The following is a 16,886-nucleotide window of genomic DNA, read 5'->3' as shown; positions in this document are numbered from 1 at the left end:
AAGAAAAGAGGATCCAGCTAATGTCTAATTGGGACACAAAGTTTTTAAAAAAAGGGTTTACATTCGATGACGTGCTTTTGATTCCAGCAGAAAGTCACGTATTGCCTAATGATGCAGATTTAAGTACACAATTAGCAAGTAATTTACGCTTGAATATCCCAATCATTACTGCTGCCATGGACACAGTGACTGAAAGTCAAATGGCAATTGCTATGGCACGTGCTGGTGGACTTGGTGTTATCCATAAAAACATGTCAATTGAGCAACAGGCAGATGAAGTACGCAAAGTAAAACGCTCTGAAAATGGAGTTATCATTGATCCGTTCTATTTGACTCCGTCTCATACAATTGCAGAAGCAGATGAGTTGATGGGACGATACCGAATCAGTGGTGTTCCTGTTGTTGAAACACTTGAAAATCGTAAATTAGTTGGTATCCTTACAAACCGGGATTTGCGTTTTATTTCTGATTACAATCAACCCATTTCAAATCATATGACGAGTGAAAATTTGGTGACCGCACCAGTTGGAACTGATTTGGAAACAGCTGAACGCATTCTACAAGAGCACCGTATTGAAAAATTACCATTGGTAGATGAAAATGGTCGTCTTTCTGGCTTGATTACAATCAAAGATATTGAAAAAGTTATTGAGTTTCCAAATGCGGCTAAGGATGAATTTGGTCGTTTGCTTGTGGCTGGTGCCGTAGGGGTTACTTCAGATACTTTTGAACGTGCAGAAGCTCTTTTTGAAGCTGGTGCAGACGCAATTGTCATTGATACTGCTCATGGACATTCTGCGGGTGTTCTTCGTAAGATTGCAGAAATTCGTGCTCACTTCCCAGATCGTACCTTGATTGCAGGAAATATTGCAACTGCTGAAGGTGCTCGTGCATTATTTGATGCAGGGGTAGACGTAGTTAAGGTCGGAATTGGTCCAGGATCAATCTGTACAACTCGTGTTGTTGCAGGGGTTGGTGTTCCTCAAGTGACTGCTATTTATGACGCAGCCGCTGTAGCTCGTGAATATGGAAAAACGATCATTGCTGATGGTGGTATCAAGTATTCAGGAGATATTGTCAAAGCACTCGCAGCTGGTGGAAATGCAGTAATGCTTGGTTCAATGCTTGCAGGTACAGATGAAGCACCAGGTGAAACAGAAATCTTCCAAGGTCGTAAGTTTAAAACATACCGTGGTATGGGATCTATTGCAGCAATGAAGAAAGGTTCTAGCGACCGTTACTTCCAAGGATCTGTCAATGAAGCCAATAAATTGGTTCCTGAAGGAATTGAGGGACGTGTTGCTTATAAAGGTTCTGTAGCAGATATGGTATTCCAAATGATCGGTGGTATTCGTTCAGGTATGGGGTATGTTGGTGCAGCAACCATTCAAGATTTACATGATCATGCACAATTTGTTGAAATGAGTGGTGCAGGATTGAAAGAAAGCCATCCTCATGATGTGCAAATTACAAACGAGGCTCCTAACTACTCGGCACAATAAATTTACACATTTGTAAACAAAAATAACAGCATCTTGACAGTATTGTCAAGATGCTGTTTTGATATGACCGGCTTGAACAGTGAAAATTTTCAACTCTTCAGGTAGTTCTTTTAAATGATCGAGAGTGGTCGTTGTAATAAATGTTTGAATATTATTAGAGATGGTTTCAAGTAGTTGAAGTTGACGATAATTGTCAAGTTCGCTCATGACATCGTCAAGTAGTAAAATCGGCTTTTCTCTTGTGATTTCTTCCATTAATTCAATTTCTGCTAATTTTAGAGAGAGAACAACACTTCGATGCTGGCCTTGACTACCAAAGGTAGCATTCATATTATTGATGAAAAATGCCAAATCATCCCTGTGAGGCCCAATACTTGTTGTTTTCCTAAAAATATCCTTCTGACGGTTTTTTTCCAACATAGAGAGAAACTGCTCTTCTATATCATTTCCTTCTTCAGAAAAAACAGTTGACTGATATTGAATTGATAGGTTTTCTTTGTTGTCAGAAAGTCGAGTATGTTTTTCTTTTGCTTTAGCTTCTAATTTTTTAATAAACTCAAGCCGATGATGGATGACGCGACTTCCAAAACTAGCTAGTTGTGAATCTAAGACCTCCAAAAATGTAGCATCAATTTTTTCCGAATTTTTTAGATAACTATTTCTTTGTTTCAGTACATGGTTGTATTGAGATAAGTCAGATAAGTAGAGAGGTTTCATCTGACCTAATTCAATGTCAATAAACTTTCGACGCCCTGCAGGTGATCCTTTGATCAGTTGCAAATCTTCGGGTGCGAAAAGGACAACATTCATATGGCCAATATAGTTCGATAATTTGGCTTGTTTCAAATGATTTACCTTAGTTATCCGACCTTTTGGTGTCAAGGAAATTTCTAATGGAAGGGGACCAGTTTCTCTTTGTAATTGACCAGAAACTTTGAAATCTGTGGATTCAAAATAGATGAGATCTCTATCATTTCGTGTTCGATGACTTCTGGTTAAAGCTAGAAAATAAATTGATTCGAGAATATTGGTCTTTCCTTGAGCATTTTGACCTAGGAAAATATTTAATCCAGGATGAAACTCGACTTCAAGTTCTTGATAATTACGAAAATGTTGAATGGATAAGTGTTTTAACCACATTAGGAGATACCAGGAAAGCGAATTGCTTTTTCTTTTTTGTTAGTCTTTGTCGGTTGTTTCTTTTGTTGTTGATTGAGTTGCTTGACAAGTTTAGCAACACGTTCCTTTTCTTCCTTCTCTTTAAGATGCTCTTCTATTTCTTCTTGAGAAGGTTCAAGAATGGTGATAGTCATGCTCAGTTCAGGAATGTCAATTTGATCATTGACACGAAGTTTACGGCCTCTCCGTTGTTCTAATTCACCATTAACAAAGACTTCTTTTTCTTGAAGAAAGGCTTTGATTGCACCACCACTCTGTATAATACCGAGTTCTTTTAAGATTGCTTGTAATGTAATAAAGTCATCAAATAATTTGTAATTCATAGTTCACCTCTTTGCGTGTTATTATACCATATTTTTAGTTTTTCTAGGGTAGAGAATGTTGAGTGATTTGAGGAGCTTTTTCACAGTTTGAATTAGGATTTTAGTGTGATTTCGTGTTATAATGAAAGTTACTATTGAGTAGAACGAGGATGAAAATGGAATTAGTAAAGGGCGTGAATCTTCACTTTCTTCAATCAAAAAAATTTAAAACCAATAAAATTAAGGTCCGTTTTTCATCGCCATTAGATGAAAATACCGTGGCTGCGCGTGTTTTAGTAGCCTGTATGATGGAAACTGCAAATCAAAAATATCCAACTTCACAATTATTCCGTGAAAAATTAGCGAGTCTATACGGGGTAGAATTGTCAACCTCAGTCTCTAAGAGGGGTCGTGTTCATTATGTTGATTTGAATATTTCCTTTGTGCGCGATGACTTTTTGAGCAAGAAAAATGTTCTTACTGATGAGGTTTTGGACATTATAGAAACTATCTTCTTTTCACCTTTGGTAGTAGAAGATCACTTTGACAGTGATACATTTGACGTTGAAAAGAAAAATACGATTTCCGATTTGGAGTCGGAAATTGAAGAGCCTTATTATTATGCACATGGGCAATTGAATCAACTATTTTTTGAAGACGAAACAATCGGGATGTCAAGATTGGGGAAAGTTGATTTAGTGAGACAAGAAACAGCCCAAAGTTCTCTTGAACAGTTTCATCAGATGCTCCAATTAGATAACATTGACTTCTTTTTCATAGGTGACTTTAATGAGGTCGCTATTGTGGATCGAGTGAACCAGTTTGAATTCAAGCCACGTGATAACAATTTGTCTGTCACTTATCAACAACCTTTTACAAATGTTGTAAGAGAAAAGTTAGAGCAAAAACAAAACCAACAATCTATTTTAGAATTAGGTTATCATTTTTCTACCCAGTATGGAGAATCTCTCCATATCCCTCTAGTTGTATTAAATGGGATGCTGGGAGCTTTCTCGCATTCGAGACTTTTTCAAATAATACGTGAGAAAGAAGGCCTTGCTTATACTATCTCAAGCCATTTTGATATTTTTACAGGCTTCATGAGAGTTTTTGCAGGCATTGATAAGGAATCTCGTACCAAAGTAATGACCTTGATTATGAGACAGTTGAATGATTTAAAAAGAGGCAAGTTTACAGAGTCAGAGCTTCAATTGACAAAAGAAATGTTGGTGAATACGACCTTATTAGCACAGGATCGGCAAAATACCTTGATTGAAAGGGAATATTTGAAAACGATCCTAGGAACGAAAGTTCTTTCTCTAGAAGAGTGGTTAGAATCTATCGATAAGGTTAGTAGAGAAGAAATTATTGAAGTAGCAAAAACAATTAATTTACAGTCTGTTTATTTTATGGAAGGAAAGTAGTGTAAAGATTGAAAATTAAAGAAAAATATTATGAATCGGTTGGTGAGCAAGTTTACTTTACACGCTTGTCAAATGGGTTGACTATTCATTTAATTCCCAAAGAAGATTATTATGAAACCTATGGAATAATCACAACTAAGTTTGGCTCAGTGGATACACGAATTCTAGTGAATGGTGATGAAAGGCAATATCCTGCAGGAATTGCACATTTTCTAGAACACAAAGTGTTTGAAGATGAAAATGGTCAAGATTATTTAAAAAAATTCGTTCATTTAGGATCGGAAAGTAATGCCTTTACAAGCTTTACAAAGACAAGTTATCTTTTCTCAACAACTTCAAAAGTCCCTGAAAATATTCAATTGTTATTGGAGATGGTTTCAAATGTTTCCTTTACAGAAAAATCTGTATCTAAGGAAAGAGAAATCATTCAACAAGAAATTGGAATGTACCAAGATAGTCCAGACTATCGATTATTTTTTGGTGCTTTAGAAAATTTATATCCTGGAACACCGTTAGCAGATGATATTGCTGGAACTAGGGAGTCTATTTCTGACATTACAATAGATAATCTCCGTGAAAACTTTGATCTATTCTATCATCCCTCTCAAATGCATTTATTAGTGATCGGAAACTTTGATGTTGATGAAGTATTGCAAGTAGTAAAGAAATATGATCTGACTTCTCCTCGTCCTTCTGTGGAGTTAGAACGTTTTCCTGTAGAAAAAAATGAAGTAAGATTGAATCAATCTTGTAGAATGGAAGTTGCTACTCCTAAGTTGGCAATTGGAATTCGAGGAAATGATATCATTAAGGAAGAGGAAAAATTTCGTTATAAATTGATGTTGAAATTACTGTTTTCGATGATGTTTGGTTGGACTTCGCAACGGTTTCAAAGTTTATATGAAGCTGGGAAGATTGACAACTCATTGACACTTGAAGTCGAGGTTGAGGAATTATTTCATTTCGTTATTTTGACAATGGATACTCAAGAACCGGTGTCCTTATCTCATCAATTTAGATCAGCGATCAAACAATTTGAGAAGGATCCAGATGTGAATCAAGAACATTTGGATACGATTAAAAGCGAAATGTTTGGTGATTTCTTACAAGGTTTAAATTCGCTTGAGTATAGTGCCACTCAGTTTGAATATTTTTCAGACGGTAGCACTTCTTATGATCTTCCAAAGATTTTACAAGGTATTAGTTTACAAGATATCATCAAATTAGGGCGTCAGTTCATCGACCAGGCTGAGATGGTTGACTATATGATTTTTCAAAAGTAGTAAACAATGTATCAAGAAGGGAAAACATGAAGAAGAGAACGATTGGTCAAGTGTTAAGACTGTCAAGAGTAAATTTACACTTAAGTTTACAGGATGTGTCAAATAAGACAGCTATTGAAATTCCTTATATAGAAGCGTTGGAAAACGATGAGTTTGATCTATTACCGAGTCCCTTTTACGCTCAGATCTATCTTAAAAAGTTAGCATGGGCTTTGGGATTAGATGAGTCCATCCTATTGACAGCTTTTCGTGAAGGAAAAGAATTGTTATTTGATGAAGAAATACTTGTAGATGACGAAGAGCTTCATTCAAGAAAATTAAGACAGAAAGCGAGCTGGTTACCAATCCTGTATTATCTACTAGTTAGTTTTGTCATCCTTGGCTTTGTGATTTATATCGTATATTTTTATGAGTTTACAGCATCTGTAAAATAGATGTAAAGATAGTTTATTTTTTGGAGGAAGTATGAAAAAAGAAAATATTCCTAATGCATTGACATTAATTCGGGTTGTGATGATTCCTATTTTTATTGCCATTTTAAGTTTAAGTCACTCTTACTTAGGACATATTGTAGCGGCAGTTATTTTTGCAATTGCTAGTATTACAGATTATTTAGATGGCTTTCTTGCACGAAAATGGAATGTAGTTAGTAATTTTGGTAAATTTGCGGATCCAATGGCAGATAAATTATTGGTCATGTCAGCTTTTATCATGATGATTGAATTAAAAATGGTTCCTGCTTGGATTGCAGCCGTTATCATTTGTCGTGAGTTAGCTGTTACTGGTTTGCGTCTTCTACTTGTTGAGACAGGTGGTACAGTTCTTGCTGCAGCCATGCCAGGAAAAATTAAAACCTTTAGCCAAATGTTTGCCATTATCTTTTTGCTTTGCCATTGGACACTTCCAGGGCAAGTGTTGCTTTATATTGCATTGATTTTCACAATTTATTCTGGTTACGACTACTTTAAGGGAAGTAGCTATCTCTTTAAAGACACATTTAAATAAATGAAACAGATGATTGAGCTAAAAAATGTATCCTTTCGATACGATAAAACAGTAGAAGAGTATCAAATTGACACGGTTTCGTTTCACGTGAAACAAGGAGAGTGGCTTTCGATTGTTGGACACAATGGTAGTGGGAAATCTACAGTTGTACGCCTGATTGATGGCCTTTTGGAAGCTGAGTCTGGTGAGATTTACGTTGATGGAAAACAACTGACTCGTGAAACTATATGGGAAATCCGTAGTAAAATTGGGATTGTATTTCAGAACCCTGACAACCAATTTGTTGGTGCGACAGTAGAAGATGATGTTGCCTTTGGTTTAGAAAATCAAGGAATTCCACGGGAAGAAATGCTTCAACGTGTGGAGAAAGCTATTGAGCAAGTCGGTATGCTGGAGTATAAAGATCGCGAACCATCTCGTTTGTCAGGTGGTCAAAAGCAACGAGTGGCCATAGCGGGTATTATCGCCTTGAGACCAACTATTATTATCCTTGATGAAGCAACTAGTATGTTAGATCCAGAAGGCAGAGAGGATCTAATGGCGGTAATGAGAGAACTTCAGAAAAAATTTCAATTAACAATTATCTCCATTACCCATGATTTAACCGAAATTGCCTTAAGTGATCGAACGCTCGTGTTTCAAAAAGGAAAACTAGAGTCTTCTATGACGCCGCGGGAATTGTTTTCAAGAAATGACCTCAATGAGATTGGACTAGATAAGCCGTTTAGTAAGCAGGTTCAAGAATCTCTCAGCTCGCATTTTCCGCTAAAACAGGATTATCTAACAGAAAGTGAGTTATTAGACCAACTATGGGAATCTCTTTAAAGAATGTCTATTATACTTATCAAGAGGGAAGTCCTTTTGAAGGGCAGGCGCTTTCTGATATTAGTTTGGAAATAAAAGATGGATCTTATACAGCCATTATCGGGCATACTGGTAGTGGCAAGTCTACTTTGTTGCAATTACTAAATGGTTTACTGCGTCCGACTAAAGGAACGATTCAATTTGAAGATTTTGTTTTAGATAATCATTCTGAGCCAAAAGAAATGAAGTACCTGAGAAAAAAAGTCGGTTTGGTTTTTCAATTTCCAGAAAGTCAGCTATTTGCGGAAACTGTTCTAGCTGATGTAGCCTTTGGACCACAAAATTTTGGGGTACCTAAGGATAAAGCGGAGGAAATAGCCAAAGAAAAATTAGCGATCGTTGGTTTAGAAGAGTCTATCTATGATAAAAGTCCATTTGAACTATCTGGTGGACAGATGAGACGGGTTGCGATCGCGGGTATTTTAGCTATCGAACCAGAGATTTTAGTATTGGACGAGCCGACAGCAGGGCTAGATCCTGCTGGAAGAAAGGAATTGATGGCGCTGTTTGAGACATTACATAAAAATGGGATGACCCTAGTTCTGGTAACTCATACGATGGATGATGTAGCAAATTTTGCTGATACCGTATTTGCTTTAGAAGCGGGAAAACTTGTCCTAAACGGATCCCCAAGGGAAGTGTTTCAACAGGTTGAGTATTTACAAAAACTTCAATTAGGAGTCCCTCAAATTACGAATTTTGCGCTTCATTTGAAACGAAGAGGACTTCCTCTGGACAGACTACCAATCAAAATTGAGGAACTAAAGGAGCTGTTACTTCATGAATAATATGATTTTAGGAAGGTATATTCCTGGAAACTCCATTATCCACCAACTAGATCCTCGTGGGAAGTTGCTCTCAATGTTTTTATTCATATTTCTTCTGTTTTGGGCAAATAATATCCAGACAAATGTTCTTCTCTTTGCTTTTATTTTTGTTTTAATGTATCTAACGAGGATTTCGGTTAGTTTTTATATTAAAGGCTTAAAATCAATGATTTTTATCATTGCTTTTACAACTATTTTTCAATTATTTGCGACCTCTCAAGGAACTATTTTGTATCAATGGTGGTTTTTTAAATTAACCGACCAAGGATTGATGCAAGCCACCATCATATTTTGTAGATTTATTTTAATTATTTTTTATTCGACGATTTTAACCGTGACGACGACACCATTGAGTTTAGCAGATGCTGTTGAAAAGATCCTTACCCCACTAAAAATTATTAAGGTTCCAGCTCATGAGATTGGCTTAATGCTATCTATGAGTTTGCGCTTTGTTCCAACCTTAGTAGATGATACGAATCGAATTATGAATGCGCAAAGGGCGCGTGGTGTTGATTTTGGTGAAGGAAATCTATTAAAAAGGATCCGTTCCTTTATTCCGATCCTCATTCCTTTGTTTGCCTCAAGTTTTAAACGCGCAGATGCATTAGCAATTGCGATGGAAGCGAGAGGGTACAAAGGCGGTGAGGGACGAACACGCTATCGGACTCTGCAGTGGGGAGTAAAAGATACCCTGGCATTGCTCGTTATTCTGTGCCTCATGTTGATAGTTTTTTATCTAAAAAATGGATAGAGCTAGTTGTATTGGTTCAAAAATAAGGAAAAAGCGCTATACAAAGCGCTTTTTACATTAAATTCACATATTCTTGTAACATTTGTAATATATTCTACAATAAACTGTAACATTTTGTGTGTATGATAGAATTATGTTCGAAAGGAGAATAGAATTCATGAACAGTAAAAAGTTCCAATGGACAGTCACTTCCCTACTTTCAGCAGCATCACTTTTCATTTCTGGTATTGCTACAGTGAATGCTGAAACTTACGAAGTGAAGTCTGGAGATACTCTATCAAAAATTGCACTAGAAAATAACACTTCAGTAGAAAATATTATTGCATCTAACAATCTGACCAATGAAGATTTGATCTATGCAGGACAAATTATTGAGTTAGGTGAGCGTTCAAAATCTATGATTGATAAAGTTGCTCCACAAGAGCAAGCAAAACCTGCTGAAAGTGCATCTACAGCAACTGCAACAGCACAAACTGCTCAAAAACAAACAACTTATGCAGCAAATGCTGCAGTGACTTCTGCACAATCAACAAATGGTGGAATTGTTCTATCAAATGGGAATACTGCTGGAGAACAAGGATCTTATGCGGCTGCTCGTATGGCTGAAATGACTGGTGTACCTGCTTCTACTTGGGAAGCAATTATTGCCCGTGAATCAAATGGTCAAGTAAATGCAGCAAATGCTTCTGGTGCTAGTGGGTTGTTCCAAACAATGCCAGGTTGGGGTTCAACTGCAACAGTTGATGATCAAATCCAGTCTGCATACAATGCATATAGCTCACAAGGTTTATCAGCTTGGGGTTATTAAAAAAATAGGTTTACAATTTGTAAACCTATTTTTTTAATATCTCAAGAATGTCAAGTGGAGAATGACAAATAAAATCTGGTGAGTAAAGAAGTAGCTCTTCAAGATCTCCAAATCCCCAAGAGACTGCCATAGTTTTTATTCCAATTGTTTGACCTCCAATGAGGTCAAATTTTGTGTCTCCAATAATCACTGTCTCCTCTTTTGGAAGGTCATTGATTGACAAGGCGTATCGAATGACATCGGCTTTGTGGATACGATCTGAATTTGATCCATAAATTCCTTTAAAGTATTTATCGATACCTAAATCTTGACACATCTGTAAAGCAACTGGTTCATGTTTTGAAGTAGTTACATAAAGAGGAATGTTTTCGTCTTGTAATGCTTTCAAAGCTTCTACTATCTGAGGAAACAGAGTTGATTTGTATTGACCTTTTTCATGATAATACTGGCGGTAGATAGTTACGGCTTGATCTACTAAAGTTTCAGGAAGGGTAGCTTCAAAACTAGAAATCAAAGGTGGTCCCATAAAACTACGGATAGTTTTGAGATCGGGTTGAGGAACCTTCAAAGTATCGAATGTATGTTGAAAGCTCTCTGTAATTCCCTTGGAACTGTCAACTAATGTTCCATCTAAATCAAAAAATAAGGCTTGCATGCTATTCTCCAAATATCTCTTTTTGTAATCTACGTCCGGTTGGTGTTGCTGCCAATCCTCCTTCAGCTGTTTCTCTAAAGGCAGTCGGAAGACTAGATCCAACTTGGTACATGGCGTCAATCACTTCATCAACAGGTATTTTTGATTCAATACCTGCTAAGGCCATATCAGCAGCAATGAAGGCATAGCTGGCTCCCATTGCGTTTCGTTTGACACATGGAACTTCCACGAGTCCTGCTACTGGATCACAAATGAGACCAAGCATGTTTTTGATGACAAAACAGACTGCCTGACTCGCTTGATAAGGAGTTCCCCCAGCAGCTAGTGTCAATGCTGCCGCACTCATAGCTGAAGCAGAACCAACTTCTGCTTGACAACCACCTTCTGCACCTGAAATAGAAGCATTATTTGCGATCACTAAACCAAAAGCTCCAGCTGTCAGTAGAAAATCTAATTGTTGCTGACGGTTTAACCCTAATTTTTGAGTTGCTGCAGTGAGAACTGCGGGAAGGCAGCCAGCAGATCCTGCAGTGGGTGTTGCGCAGACCAGTCCCATCTTAGCATTGTGTTCGTTGACAGCAATAGCATTCTTCGCTGCGGTTAGGACGGTCAAGTCAGATAACGTTTTTCCTGATTTGATATAGCGATCTAATTTTGCGGCATCCCCACCGGTTAACCCACTACGAGAGTGGTTTTCATTTAATCCTAACTTTACAGAATCAATCATCACTTCTAAATTACGGGTCATTAATCGTAGGACTTCTTCTCGTTCACGACCAGTTAGTTCAAATTCAGTTGCAATCATTAACTCTGCGACGTTTCCTTGGTATTGCGTGCTTGCTTGTTCTACGAGGTCTACAATTGAATAAAACATATGAACTCCTTATTTGAAAAAGTTGACATTATGAAGATGAGGAATTTTACGGATATCTTCGATCGCTACTTCACAACTCCTTGAGTCAACTTCTATAATCATAATCGCTTTTTCTCCAGCTTTTTCCCGCGTCACATTCATTTGTGCAATGTTAATATCATAGCGAGAAAGAGCTTCTGTCACATGAGCGATCATTCCAGGGACGTCCTGGTGAACAATGATAATGGTTGGAGTATTCATATTTAGCGAGATAGCAAAGCCATTTAACTCAGTAACCTGTATGTTCCCACCACCAATTGAGATTCCAGTGACAGAAATCGTTTTATGATCATTTTTAACAGTAATAGTCGTTGTGTTTGGGTGAGGAGCATTGCTTTCTTTTTGAATAGACCAAACAATCCGAATGCCTCGTTCATGTGCAATTTTTAGACTATCTGGGATTCTAGGATCATCTGTGTCCATTCCTAAGATGCCCGCTACTAAGGCTAAATCTGTTCCATGACCACGATAGGTTTTGGCGAAGGAATTAAATAATTGGAACTCAACTTCTTTTGGTTCCTCTCCAAAGATAGAAGAAACAATTTTACCAATTCGAACAGCACCTGCAGTGTGACTACTGGATGGGCCGATCATCACAGGTCCAATAATATCAAAAACTGATTGGAATTTTAAAGAGTTCATGCTCTGCTCCTTTGTGATCACTTTACTTCATTATATCAGATATGGCTGATGATTTCTTCTATTTTTCCCGAAATATCTGAGAAATCTTAAAGGGAGCTTAAAGCATTTATATTATCCTGGATTTTTAGTATTTCTAACATCTGACTGAAATATTTGACACATTATTTCAATAAATATGAAATATTTCTTGTGTAGTATAGAGGTATACTAATAAAGGAGTATATAATAATGAATAAAAAACAAATGATGAAACGAATTATTGGACTTAGTTTACTTGCAGGACTTTTCCTTCCAATTGTAGCGAATGCAGATTCTTATACTGTAAAATCAGGTGATACTCTATCAGCTATTGCTAAAGAGAAGAACACAACGGTTGATGCAATTGCTAAGAAAAATAAGATTAGTAACGTGAACCTTATCTCAGTTGGTCAAGTTCTTGAGATTGAAGATGCAAATACAACGCAGAAAACTACGGAGCAAGCTCCTGCTAGTAAAGCTGATACTACACAAGCAACAACTACTGTCTCTGCTTCAGATGGTTTGAATGCGGAAGATGCAGCTGCTAAGGAATGGATTGCCCAAAAAGAGTCAAGTGGTAGTTATACAGCACAAAATGGCCAATATTATGGTCGTTACCAATTGACTATCACTTATTTGAATGGTGATTTATCACCTGCAAACCAAGAAAAAGTAGCCAATCAATATGTTGTCAACCGTTATGGATCATGGTCAGCAGCTAAAAATTTCTGGTTGGCAAATGGCTGGTATTAAATTCGTTTAAAAAGAGTTCTTGAATAGGACTCTTTTTAAATTTACAGACTTGTAAACCCATTGATCCTGATCAACAAAAAGAATAGTAAGATGCTTGTTTTCTAATATAAAGCGTGTTAAAATGGTAACTGCTCAAAACGACCTTCAATCGTTGAAGCAAACCACGACCTTCAATCGTGAGAAACGAAAAGATGGGAGGAGTTATCTATGACTGATAATTCAAAAACACGTGTTGTTGTCGGTATGAGTGGTGGCGTTGATTCATCTGTAACAGCTTTATTATTAAAGCAACAGGGTTACGATGTCATCGGCATCTTCATGAAAAACTGGGACGACACAGACGAAAATGGCGTATGTACAGCTACAGAAGATTACAAAGATGTAGCAGCGGTTGCAGACCAAATTGGCATTCCTTACTATTCTGTCAACTTTGAGAAAGAATACTGGGATCGTGTCTTTGAATATTTCCTTGCCGAATACCGAGCTGGTCGAACACCAAATCCGGATGTCATGTGTAATAAGGAAATCAAATTTAAGGCCTTTTTAGATTATGCGATGACACTCGGTGCAGATTATGTAGCGACAGGGCACTATGCGCGTGTGGCGCGTGATGAAGATGGCATTGTTCATATGTTACGCGGCGTTGATAACGGGAAGGACCAAACTTATTTCTTAAGCCAGCTGTCACAAGAACAACTTCAAAAAACCATGTTCCCATTGGGACATTTGGAAAAGCCAGAGGTTCGTCGTCTAGCTGAAGAAGCTGGATTAGCAACAGCTAAAAAGAAAGACTCAACTGGGATTTGCTTTATCGGAGAAAAGAATTTCAAAGAATTTCTAGGGAACTACCTTCCTGCCCAACCAGGTCGAATGATGACCATCGATGGACGAGATATGGGTGAACATGCTGGTTTGATGTATTACACAATCGGTCAACGGGGTGGACTTGGAATTGGTGGCCAACAAGGTGGAGACAATGCTCCATGGTTTGTAGTTGGGAAAGACCTCAGTCAAAATATTCTTTATGTCGGTCAAGGCTTCTATCATGAAGCATTGATGTCAACAAGTTTACAGGCTAGTCAAGTTCACTTTACACGAGATATGCCAGAAGAGTTTACATTAGAGTGTACAGCTAAGTTCCGCTATCGTCAGCCTGACTCAAAGGTGACTGTACACGTTAAAGGTGACAAGGCAGAAGTGATTTTCGCAGAACCTCAACGAGCCATTACACCAGGACAAGCTGTTGTCTTTTACGACGGTGAAGAGTGTCTAGGCGGTGGCTTGATTGACAATGCTTATCGGGATGGAAAAGTTTGTCAGTATATTTAATTGACAAAATTTCTCAATTTGCTACAATAATAAAAGCAATAGAAATGATGGTCAAAGCTCATGGATGTTGTAGGCTTTTTTGTCCTGCACTTCTCAGAGTTTTGACTATTTTTGTGTGATTTCGAAAGGAAGTAAAATGAGGCAACAGGATTTTCGGACGAAAATAGGTTCTACTGTTTTTGGTGTGAGAGCGACTGCTTTGATTGTAAAAGATAATCGCTTGTTCGTCATAGAAGATGAGGACGGCTGTTATACAATCGGAGGTGCTATTCAAGTCAATGAAACTACAGAAGATGCTGTAGTTCGGGAAGTCAAAGAGGAACTTGGTGTTACATCTAAAGCAGGTCCACTAGCTTTCGTGGTTGAAAATCACTTTGAACAAGCTGGAATCCACTACCATAACATTGAATTTCATTATTTTGTAGACTTGCTGGAAGATGCACCTTTGGTCATGCAGGAAGATACAAAGCAATTACCTTGTCGTTGGATTGCTTTAGATGATTTACATACTGTTGACCTGAAACCGGCTTTTTTAAAATCGGCCCTACCAGAATGGGACGGAAAATTACGACACATCCATCTTGAAAAATAGGAGAAAAAATGACTTATAATTTTATTGAAGAATACGATATCATTGTAATCGGTGCGGGGCATGCGGGAGTAGAAGCCTCTCTAGCTGCTAGCCGTATGGGTTGTAAGGTCTTACTTGCGACTATTAACATTGAAATGCTGGCTTTTATGCCTTGTAATCCCTCTATCGGTGGTTCTGCTAAGGGGATTGTCGTGCGTGAAGTCGATGCCCTCGGTGGAGAAATGGCGAAAAACATCGACAAGACCTACATCCAAATGAAAATGCTCAATACTGGTAAAGGTCCTGCGGTTCGTGCACTTCGAGCTCAAGCAGACAAGGAACTTTACTCAAAAGAAATGCGGAAAACGGTTGAAAACCAAGAAAATTTAACTCTTCGCCAAACTATGATTGATGAGATTTTGGTGGAGAATGGTAAGGTTGTTGGTGTAAGGACTGCGACTCACCAAGAGTATGGGGCAAAGGCTGTTATTGTCACTACTGGGACAGCTTTACGCGGAGAAATTATCATTGGAGATCTCAAGTATTCGTCAGGACCTAATCATAGTCTAGCTTCTATCAATTTAGCCGATAATCTCAAACAGCTAGGATTAGAAATTGGACGTTTCAAAACAGGGACGCCACCTCGTGTAAAGGCATCGTCAATTAATTATGACGAAACGGAAATTCAACCTGGAGATGAAGCTCCAAATCATTTTTCTTATACATCGCGTGATGAAGATTATGTAAAGGATCAGGTTCCTTGTTGGTTGACTTATACGAATGGGCATAGCCATGAAATTATACAAAATAATTTACACCGTGCACCTATGTTTACAGGGGTTGTAAAAGGAGTGGGTCCTCGCTATTGTCCGTCCATTGAGGATAAAATTGTCCGTTTTGCTGACAAAGAGCGTCATCAACTATTTTTAGAACCTGAGGGACGAAATACAGAAGAAGTCTATGTTCAAGGGCTGTCAACGAGTTTACCAGAGGATGTTCAACGGGATCTCGTCCATTCTATTAAGGGACTTGAGAAGTCAGAAATGATGCGAACGGGTTATGCAATTGAGTATGATATGGTTTTGCCTCATCAATTGCGCGCAACTTTGGAAACCAAGAAAATTTCAGGTCTCTTTACAGCTGGCCAAACCAATGGAACGTCTGGCTATGAGGAGGCCGCTGGTCAAGGGATTATTGCAGGGATCAATGCGGCTCTAAAAATCCAAGGAAAACCAGAACTCATTTTGAAACGCAGTGATGGTTATATTGGGGTCATGATCGATGATTTGGTAACAAAGGGAACGATCGAACCGTACCGTTTGTTAACAAGCCGTGCAGAATACCGTTTGATTTTGCGTCATGATAATGCCGATATGCGCTTGACAGAAATGGGACGAGCAATTGGATTGGTAGATGATGAACGTTGGCAACGTTTCGAAACCAAGAAGTATCAGTTTGAAAACGAGATGAAGCGTTTGGATAGCATTAAGTTAAAGCCTGTAAAGGAAACCAATGAGAAGGTTGCTGCAATGGGCTTTAAACCATTGACAGATGCTGTCACTGCTAAAGAATTCTTGCGACGACCAGAAGTCTCTTACCAAGATGTGGTAGAATTTATCGGTCCTGCAGCTGAAGAACTGGATGATAAAATCATTGAATTGATTGAAACTGAAATTAAATACGAAGGCTATATTTCAAAAGCAATGGACCAAGTCGAAAAAATGAAGCGTATGGAAGAAAAACGAATTCCTGCCAATATTGACTGGGATGATATTGACTCCATCGCAACCGAAGCGCGTCAAAAATTTAAATTAATTAATCCAGAAACGATTGGTCAAGCAAGTCGTATCTCAGGTGTCAATCCAGCGGATATCTCTATTTTAATGGTTTACTTGGAAGGTAAATCTCGGAGTATCTCCAAAAACAAAGCAAACCACTAATCAAATGAGGCTGAGATGATGTTTCAGCCTCAATTTTATGGATTGAAATCTGTTGTTGCTGTTTACACAGTTGTAAACGTTGTTTACAAAGTAGTGAAGCCGAGGAAGAGCTTTTACAGG

The 16,886-nt window shown here is 38.0% G+C and carries 18 protein-coding genes; 13 read left to right on the top strand and 5 right to left on the bottom strand.

Features of this window, described 5'->3' with window-relative positions; all coding sequences use genetic code 11:
* Nucleotides 1-20 precede the first annotated feature (20 nt).
* The gene (guaB, locus tag O3646_RS07375; RefSeq protein ID WP_003009220.1) at nucleotides 21-1,502 is read left to right on the top strand and encodes an IMP dehydrogenase; all 1,482 of its coding nucleotides are present in this window, start codon (nucleotides 21-23) and stop codon (nucleotides 1,500-1,502) included.
* A 45-nt stretch (nucleotides 1,503-1,547) separates the two neighbouring features.
* On the opposite strand, the gene recF is transcribed toward guaB, so the two are convergent.
* Complete coding sequence (gene recF, locus O3646_RS07370) at nucleotides 1,548-2,642, bottom strand: DNA replication/repair protein RecF (RefSeq protein ID WP_049475061.1); 1,095 nt, start codon at nucleotides 2,640-2,642, stop codon at nucleotides 1,548-1,550.
* Nucleotides 2,642-3,004 (bottom strand): S4 domain-containing protein YaaA, encoded by a 363-nt coding sequence (gene yaaA, locus O3646_RS07365; protein ID WP_024054765.1) that lies wholly within the window; start codon nucleotides 3,002-3,004, stop codon nucleotides 2,642-2,644. The genes recF and yaaA overlap by 1 nt, the downstream gene beginning before the upstream one ends.
* Nucleotides 3,005-3,159: 155 nt before the next feature.
* Between yaaA and yfmF the strand changes: the two genes are divergently transcribed.
* The 8 genes from yfmF (at nucleotide 3,160) to O3646_RS07325 (ending at nucleotide 9,945) form a co-directional block, all read left to right on the top strand.
* Nucleotides 3,160-4,407, top strand: a complete 1,248-nt coding sequence (gene yfmF, locus O3646_RS07360) for an EF-P 5-aminopentanol modification-associated protein YfmF (protein WP_049471798.1) — start codon at nucleotides 3,160-3,162, stop codon at nucleotides 4,405-4,407.
* An 8-nt stretch (nucleotides 4,408-4,415) separates the two neighbouring features.
* Entirely contained in the window at nucleotides 4,416-5,690 is a 1,275-nt protein-coding gene (gene yfmH, locus O3646_RS07355) for an EF-P 5-aminopentanol modification-associated protein YfmH (protein ID WP_045760060.1), read from the top strand.
* A 26-nt stretch (nucleotides 5,691-5,716) separates the two neighbouring features.
* A complete protein-coding gene (locus tag O3646_RS07350; RefSeq protein WP_023919990.1) occupies nucleotides 5,717-6,124 on the top strand; it encodes a helix-turn-helix domain-containing protein in 408 nt (135 codons plus the stop codon).
* 31 nt (nucleotides 6,125-6,155) lie between these two features.
* Nucleotides 6,156-6,695: a CDP-diacylglycerol--glycerol-3-phosphate 3-phosphatidyltransferase gene (gene pgsA / locus O3646_RS07345; protein WP_003009208.1), complete on the top strand. Its 540-nt coding sequence runs from the start codon at nucleotides 6,156-6,158 to the stop codon at nucleotides 6,693-6,695.
* Complete coding sequence (locus O3646_RS07340) at nucleotides 6,696-7,520, top strand: energy-coupling factor ABC transporter ATP-binding protein (RefSeq protein WP_070594297.1); 825 nt, start codon at nucleotides 6,696-6,698, stop codon at nucleotides 7,518-7,520.
* On the top strand, nucleotides 7,505-8,347 hold the full coding sequence (locus O3646_RS07335; RefSeq protein ID WP_070594295.1) for an energy-coupling factor transporter ATPase: 843 nt from the start codon (nucleotides 7,505-7,507) through the stop codon (nucleotides 8,345-8,347). The genes O3646_RS07340 and O3646_RS07335 overlap by 16 nt, the downstream gene beginning before the upstream one ends.
* The gene (locus O3646_RS07330; protein ID WP_118396220.1) at nucleotides 8,340-9,137 is read left to right on the top strand and encodes an energy-coupling factor transporter transmembrane protein EcfT; all 798 of its coding nucleotides are present in this window, start codon (nucleotides 8,340-8,342) and stop codon (nucleotides 9,135-9,137) included. The genes O3646_RS07335 and O3646_RS07330 overlap by 8 nt, the downstream gene beginning before the upstream one ends.
* 157 nt (nucleotides 9,138-9,294) lie before the next feature.
* Nucleotides 9,295-9,945, top strand: coding sequence for a LysM peptidoglycan-binding domain-containing protein (locus O3646_RS07325; protein ID WP_371610715.1), 651 nt, complete (start codon nucleotides 9,295-9,297; stop codon nucleotides 9,943-9,945).
* A 25-nt stretch (nucleotides 9,946-9,970) separates the two neighbouring features.
* Here the strand turns inward: O3646_RS07325 and O3646_RS07320 are convergent, their stop codons facing one another.
* The 3 genes from O3646_RS07320 to sdaAB are packed head-to-tail and all read right to left on the bottom strand — an operon-like array spanning nucleotide 9,971 to nucleotide 12,155.
* Nucleotides 9,971-10,600 carry an HAD hydrolase-like protein gene (locus tag O3646_RS07320; RefSeq protein WP_371610714.1) on the bottom strand — a complete coding sequence of 210 codons (630 nt, stop codon included), beginning with the start codon at nucleotides 10,598-10,600 and terminating at the stop codon, nucleotides 9,971-9,973.
* A gap of 1 nt (nucleotide 10,601) precedes the next feature.
* A complete protein-coding gene (gene sdaAA / locus O3646_RS07315) occupies nucleotides 10,602-11,474 on the bottom strand; it encodes an L-serine ammonia-lyase, iron-sulfur-dependent, subunit alpha (protein WP_045760056.1) in 873 nt (290 codons plus the stop codon).
* Nucleotides 11,475-11,483: 9 nt separating this feature from the next.
* A complete protein-coding gene (sdaAB, locus tag O3646_RS07310; protein ID WP_013904356.1) occupies nucleotides 11,484-12,155 on the bottom strand; it encodes an L-serine ammonia-lyase, iron-sulfur-dependent subunit beta in 672 nt (223 codons plus the stop codon).
* Nucleotides 12,156-12,383: 228 nt separating this feature from the next.
* On the opposite strand from sdaAB, the gene O3646_RS07305 reads away from it, so the two are divergent.
* The 4 genes from O3646_RS07305 (at nucleotide 12,384) to mnmG (ending at nucleotide 16,766) form a co-directional block, all read left to right on the top strand.
* On the top strand, nucleotides 12,384-12,926 hold the full coding sequence (locus tag O3646_RS07305; RefSeq protein ID WP_070594287.1) for a LysM peptidoglycan-binding domain-containing protein: 543 nt from the start codon (nucleotides 12,384-12,386) through the stop codon (nucleotides 12,924-12,926).
* A 207-nt stretch (nucleotides 12,927-13,133) separates the two neighbouring features.
* The gene (mnmA, locus tag O3646_RS07300; protein WP_368397799.1) at nucleotides 13,134-14,255 is read left to right on the top strand and encodes a tRNA 2-thiouridine(34) synthase MnmA; all 1,122 of its coding nucleotides are present in this window, start codon (nucleotides 13,134-13,136) and stop codon (nucleotides 14,253-14,255) included.
* 136 nt (nucleotides 14,256-14,391) lie between these two features.
* Nucleotides 14,392-14,847, top strand: a complete 456-nt coding sequence (locus O3646_RS07295; protein WP_155168208.1) for an NUDIX hydrolase — start codon at nucleotides 14,392-14,394, stop codon at nucleotides 14,845-14,847.
* 8 nt (nucleotides 14,848-14,855) lie between these two features.
* Nucleotides 14,856-16,766, top strand: a complete 1,911-nt coding sequence (mnmG, locus tag O3646_RS07290; RefSeq protein WP_371610713.1) for a tRNA uridine-5-carboxymethylaminomethyl(34) synthesis enzyme MnmG — start codon at nucleotides 14,856-14,858, stop codon at nucleotides 16,764-16,766.
* The last annotated feature ends 120 nt before the right edge of the window (nucleotides 16,767-16,886 follow it).

Source organism: Streptococcus sp. 27098_8_148, assembly GCF_041432105.1.
Classification (GTDB): domain Bacteria; phylum Bacillota; class Bacilli; order Lactobacillales; family Streptococcaceae; genus Streptococcus; species Streptococcus parasanguinis_AE.
Note: the sequence above shows the minus strand (reverse complement) of the source record. Positions and strands in the feature narration are given on the sequence as shown.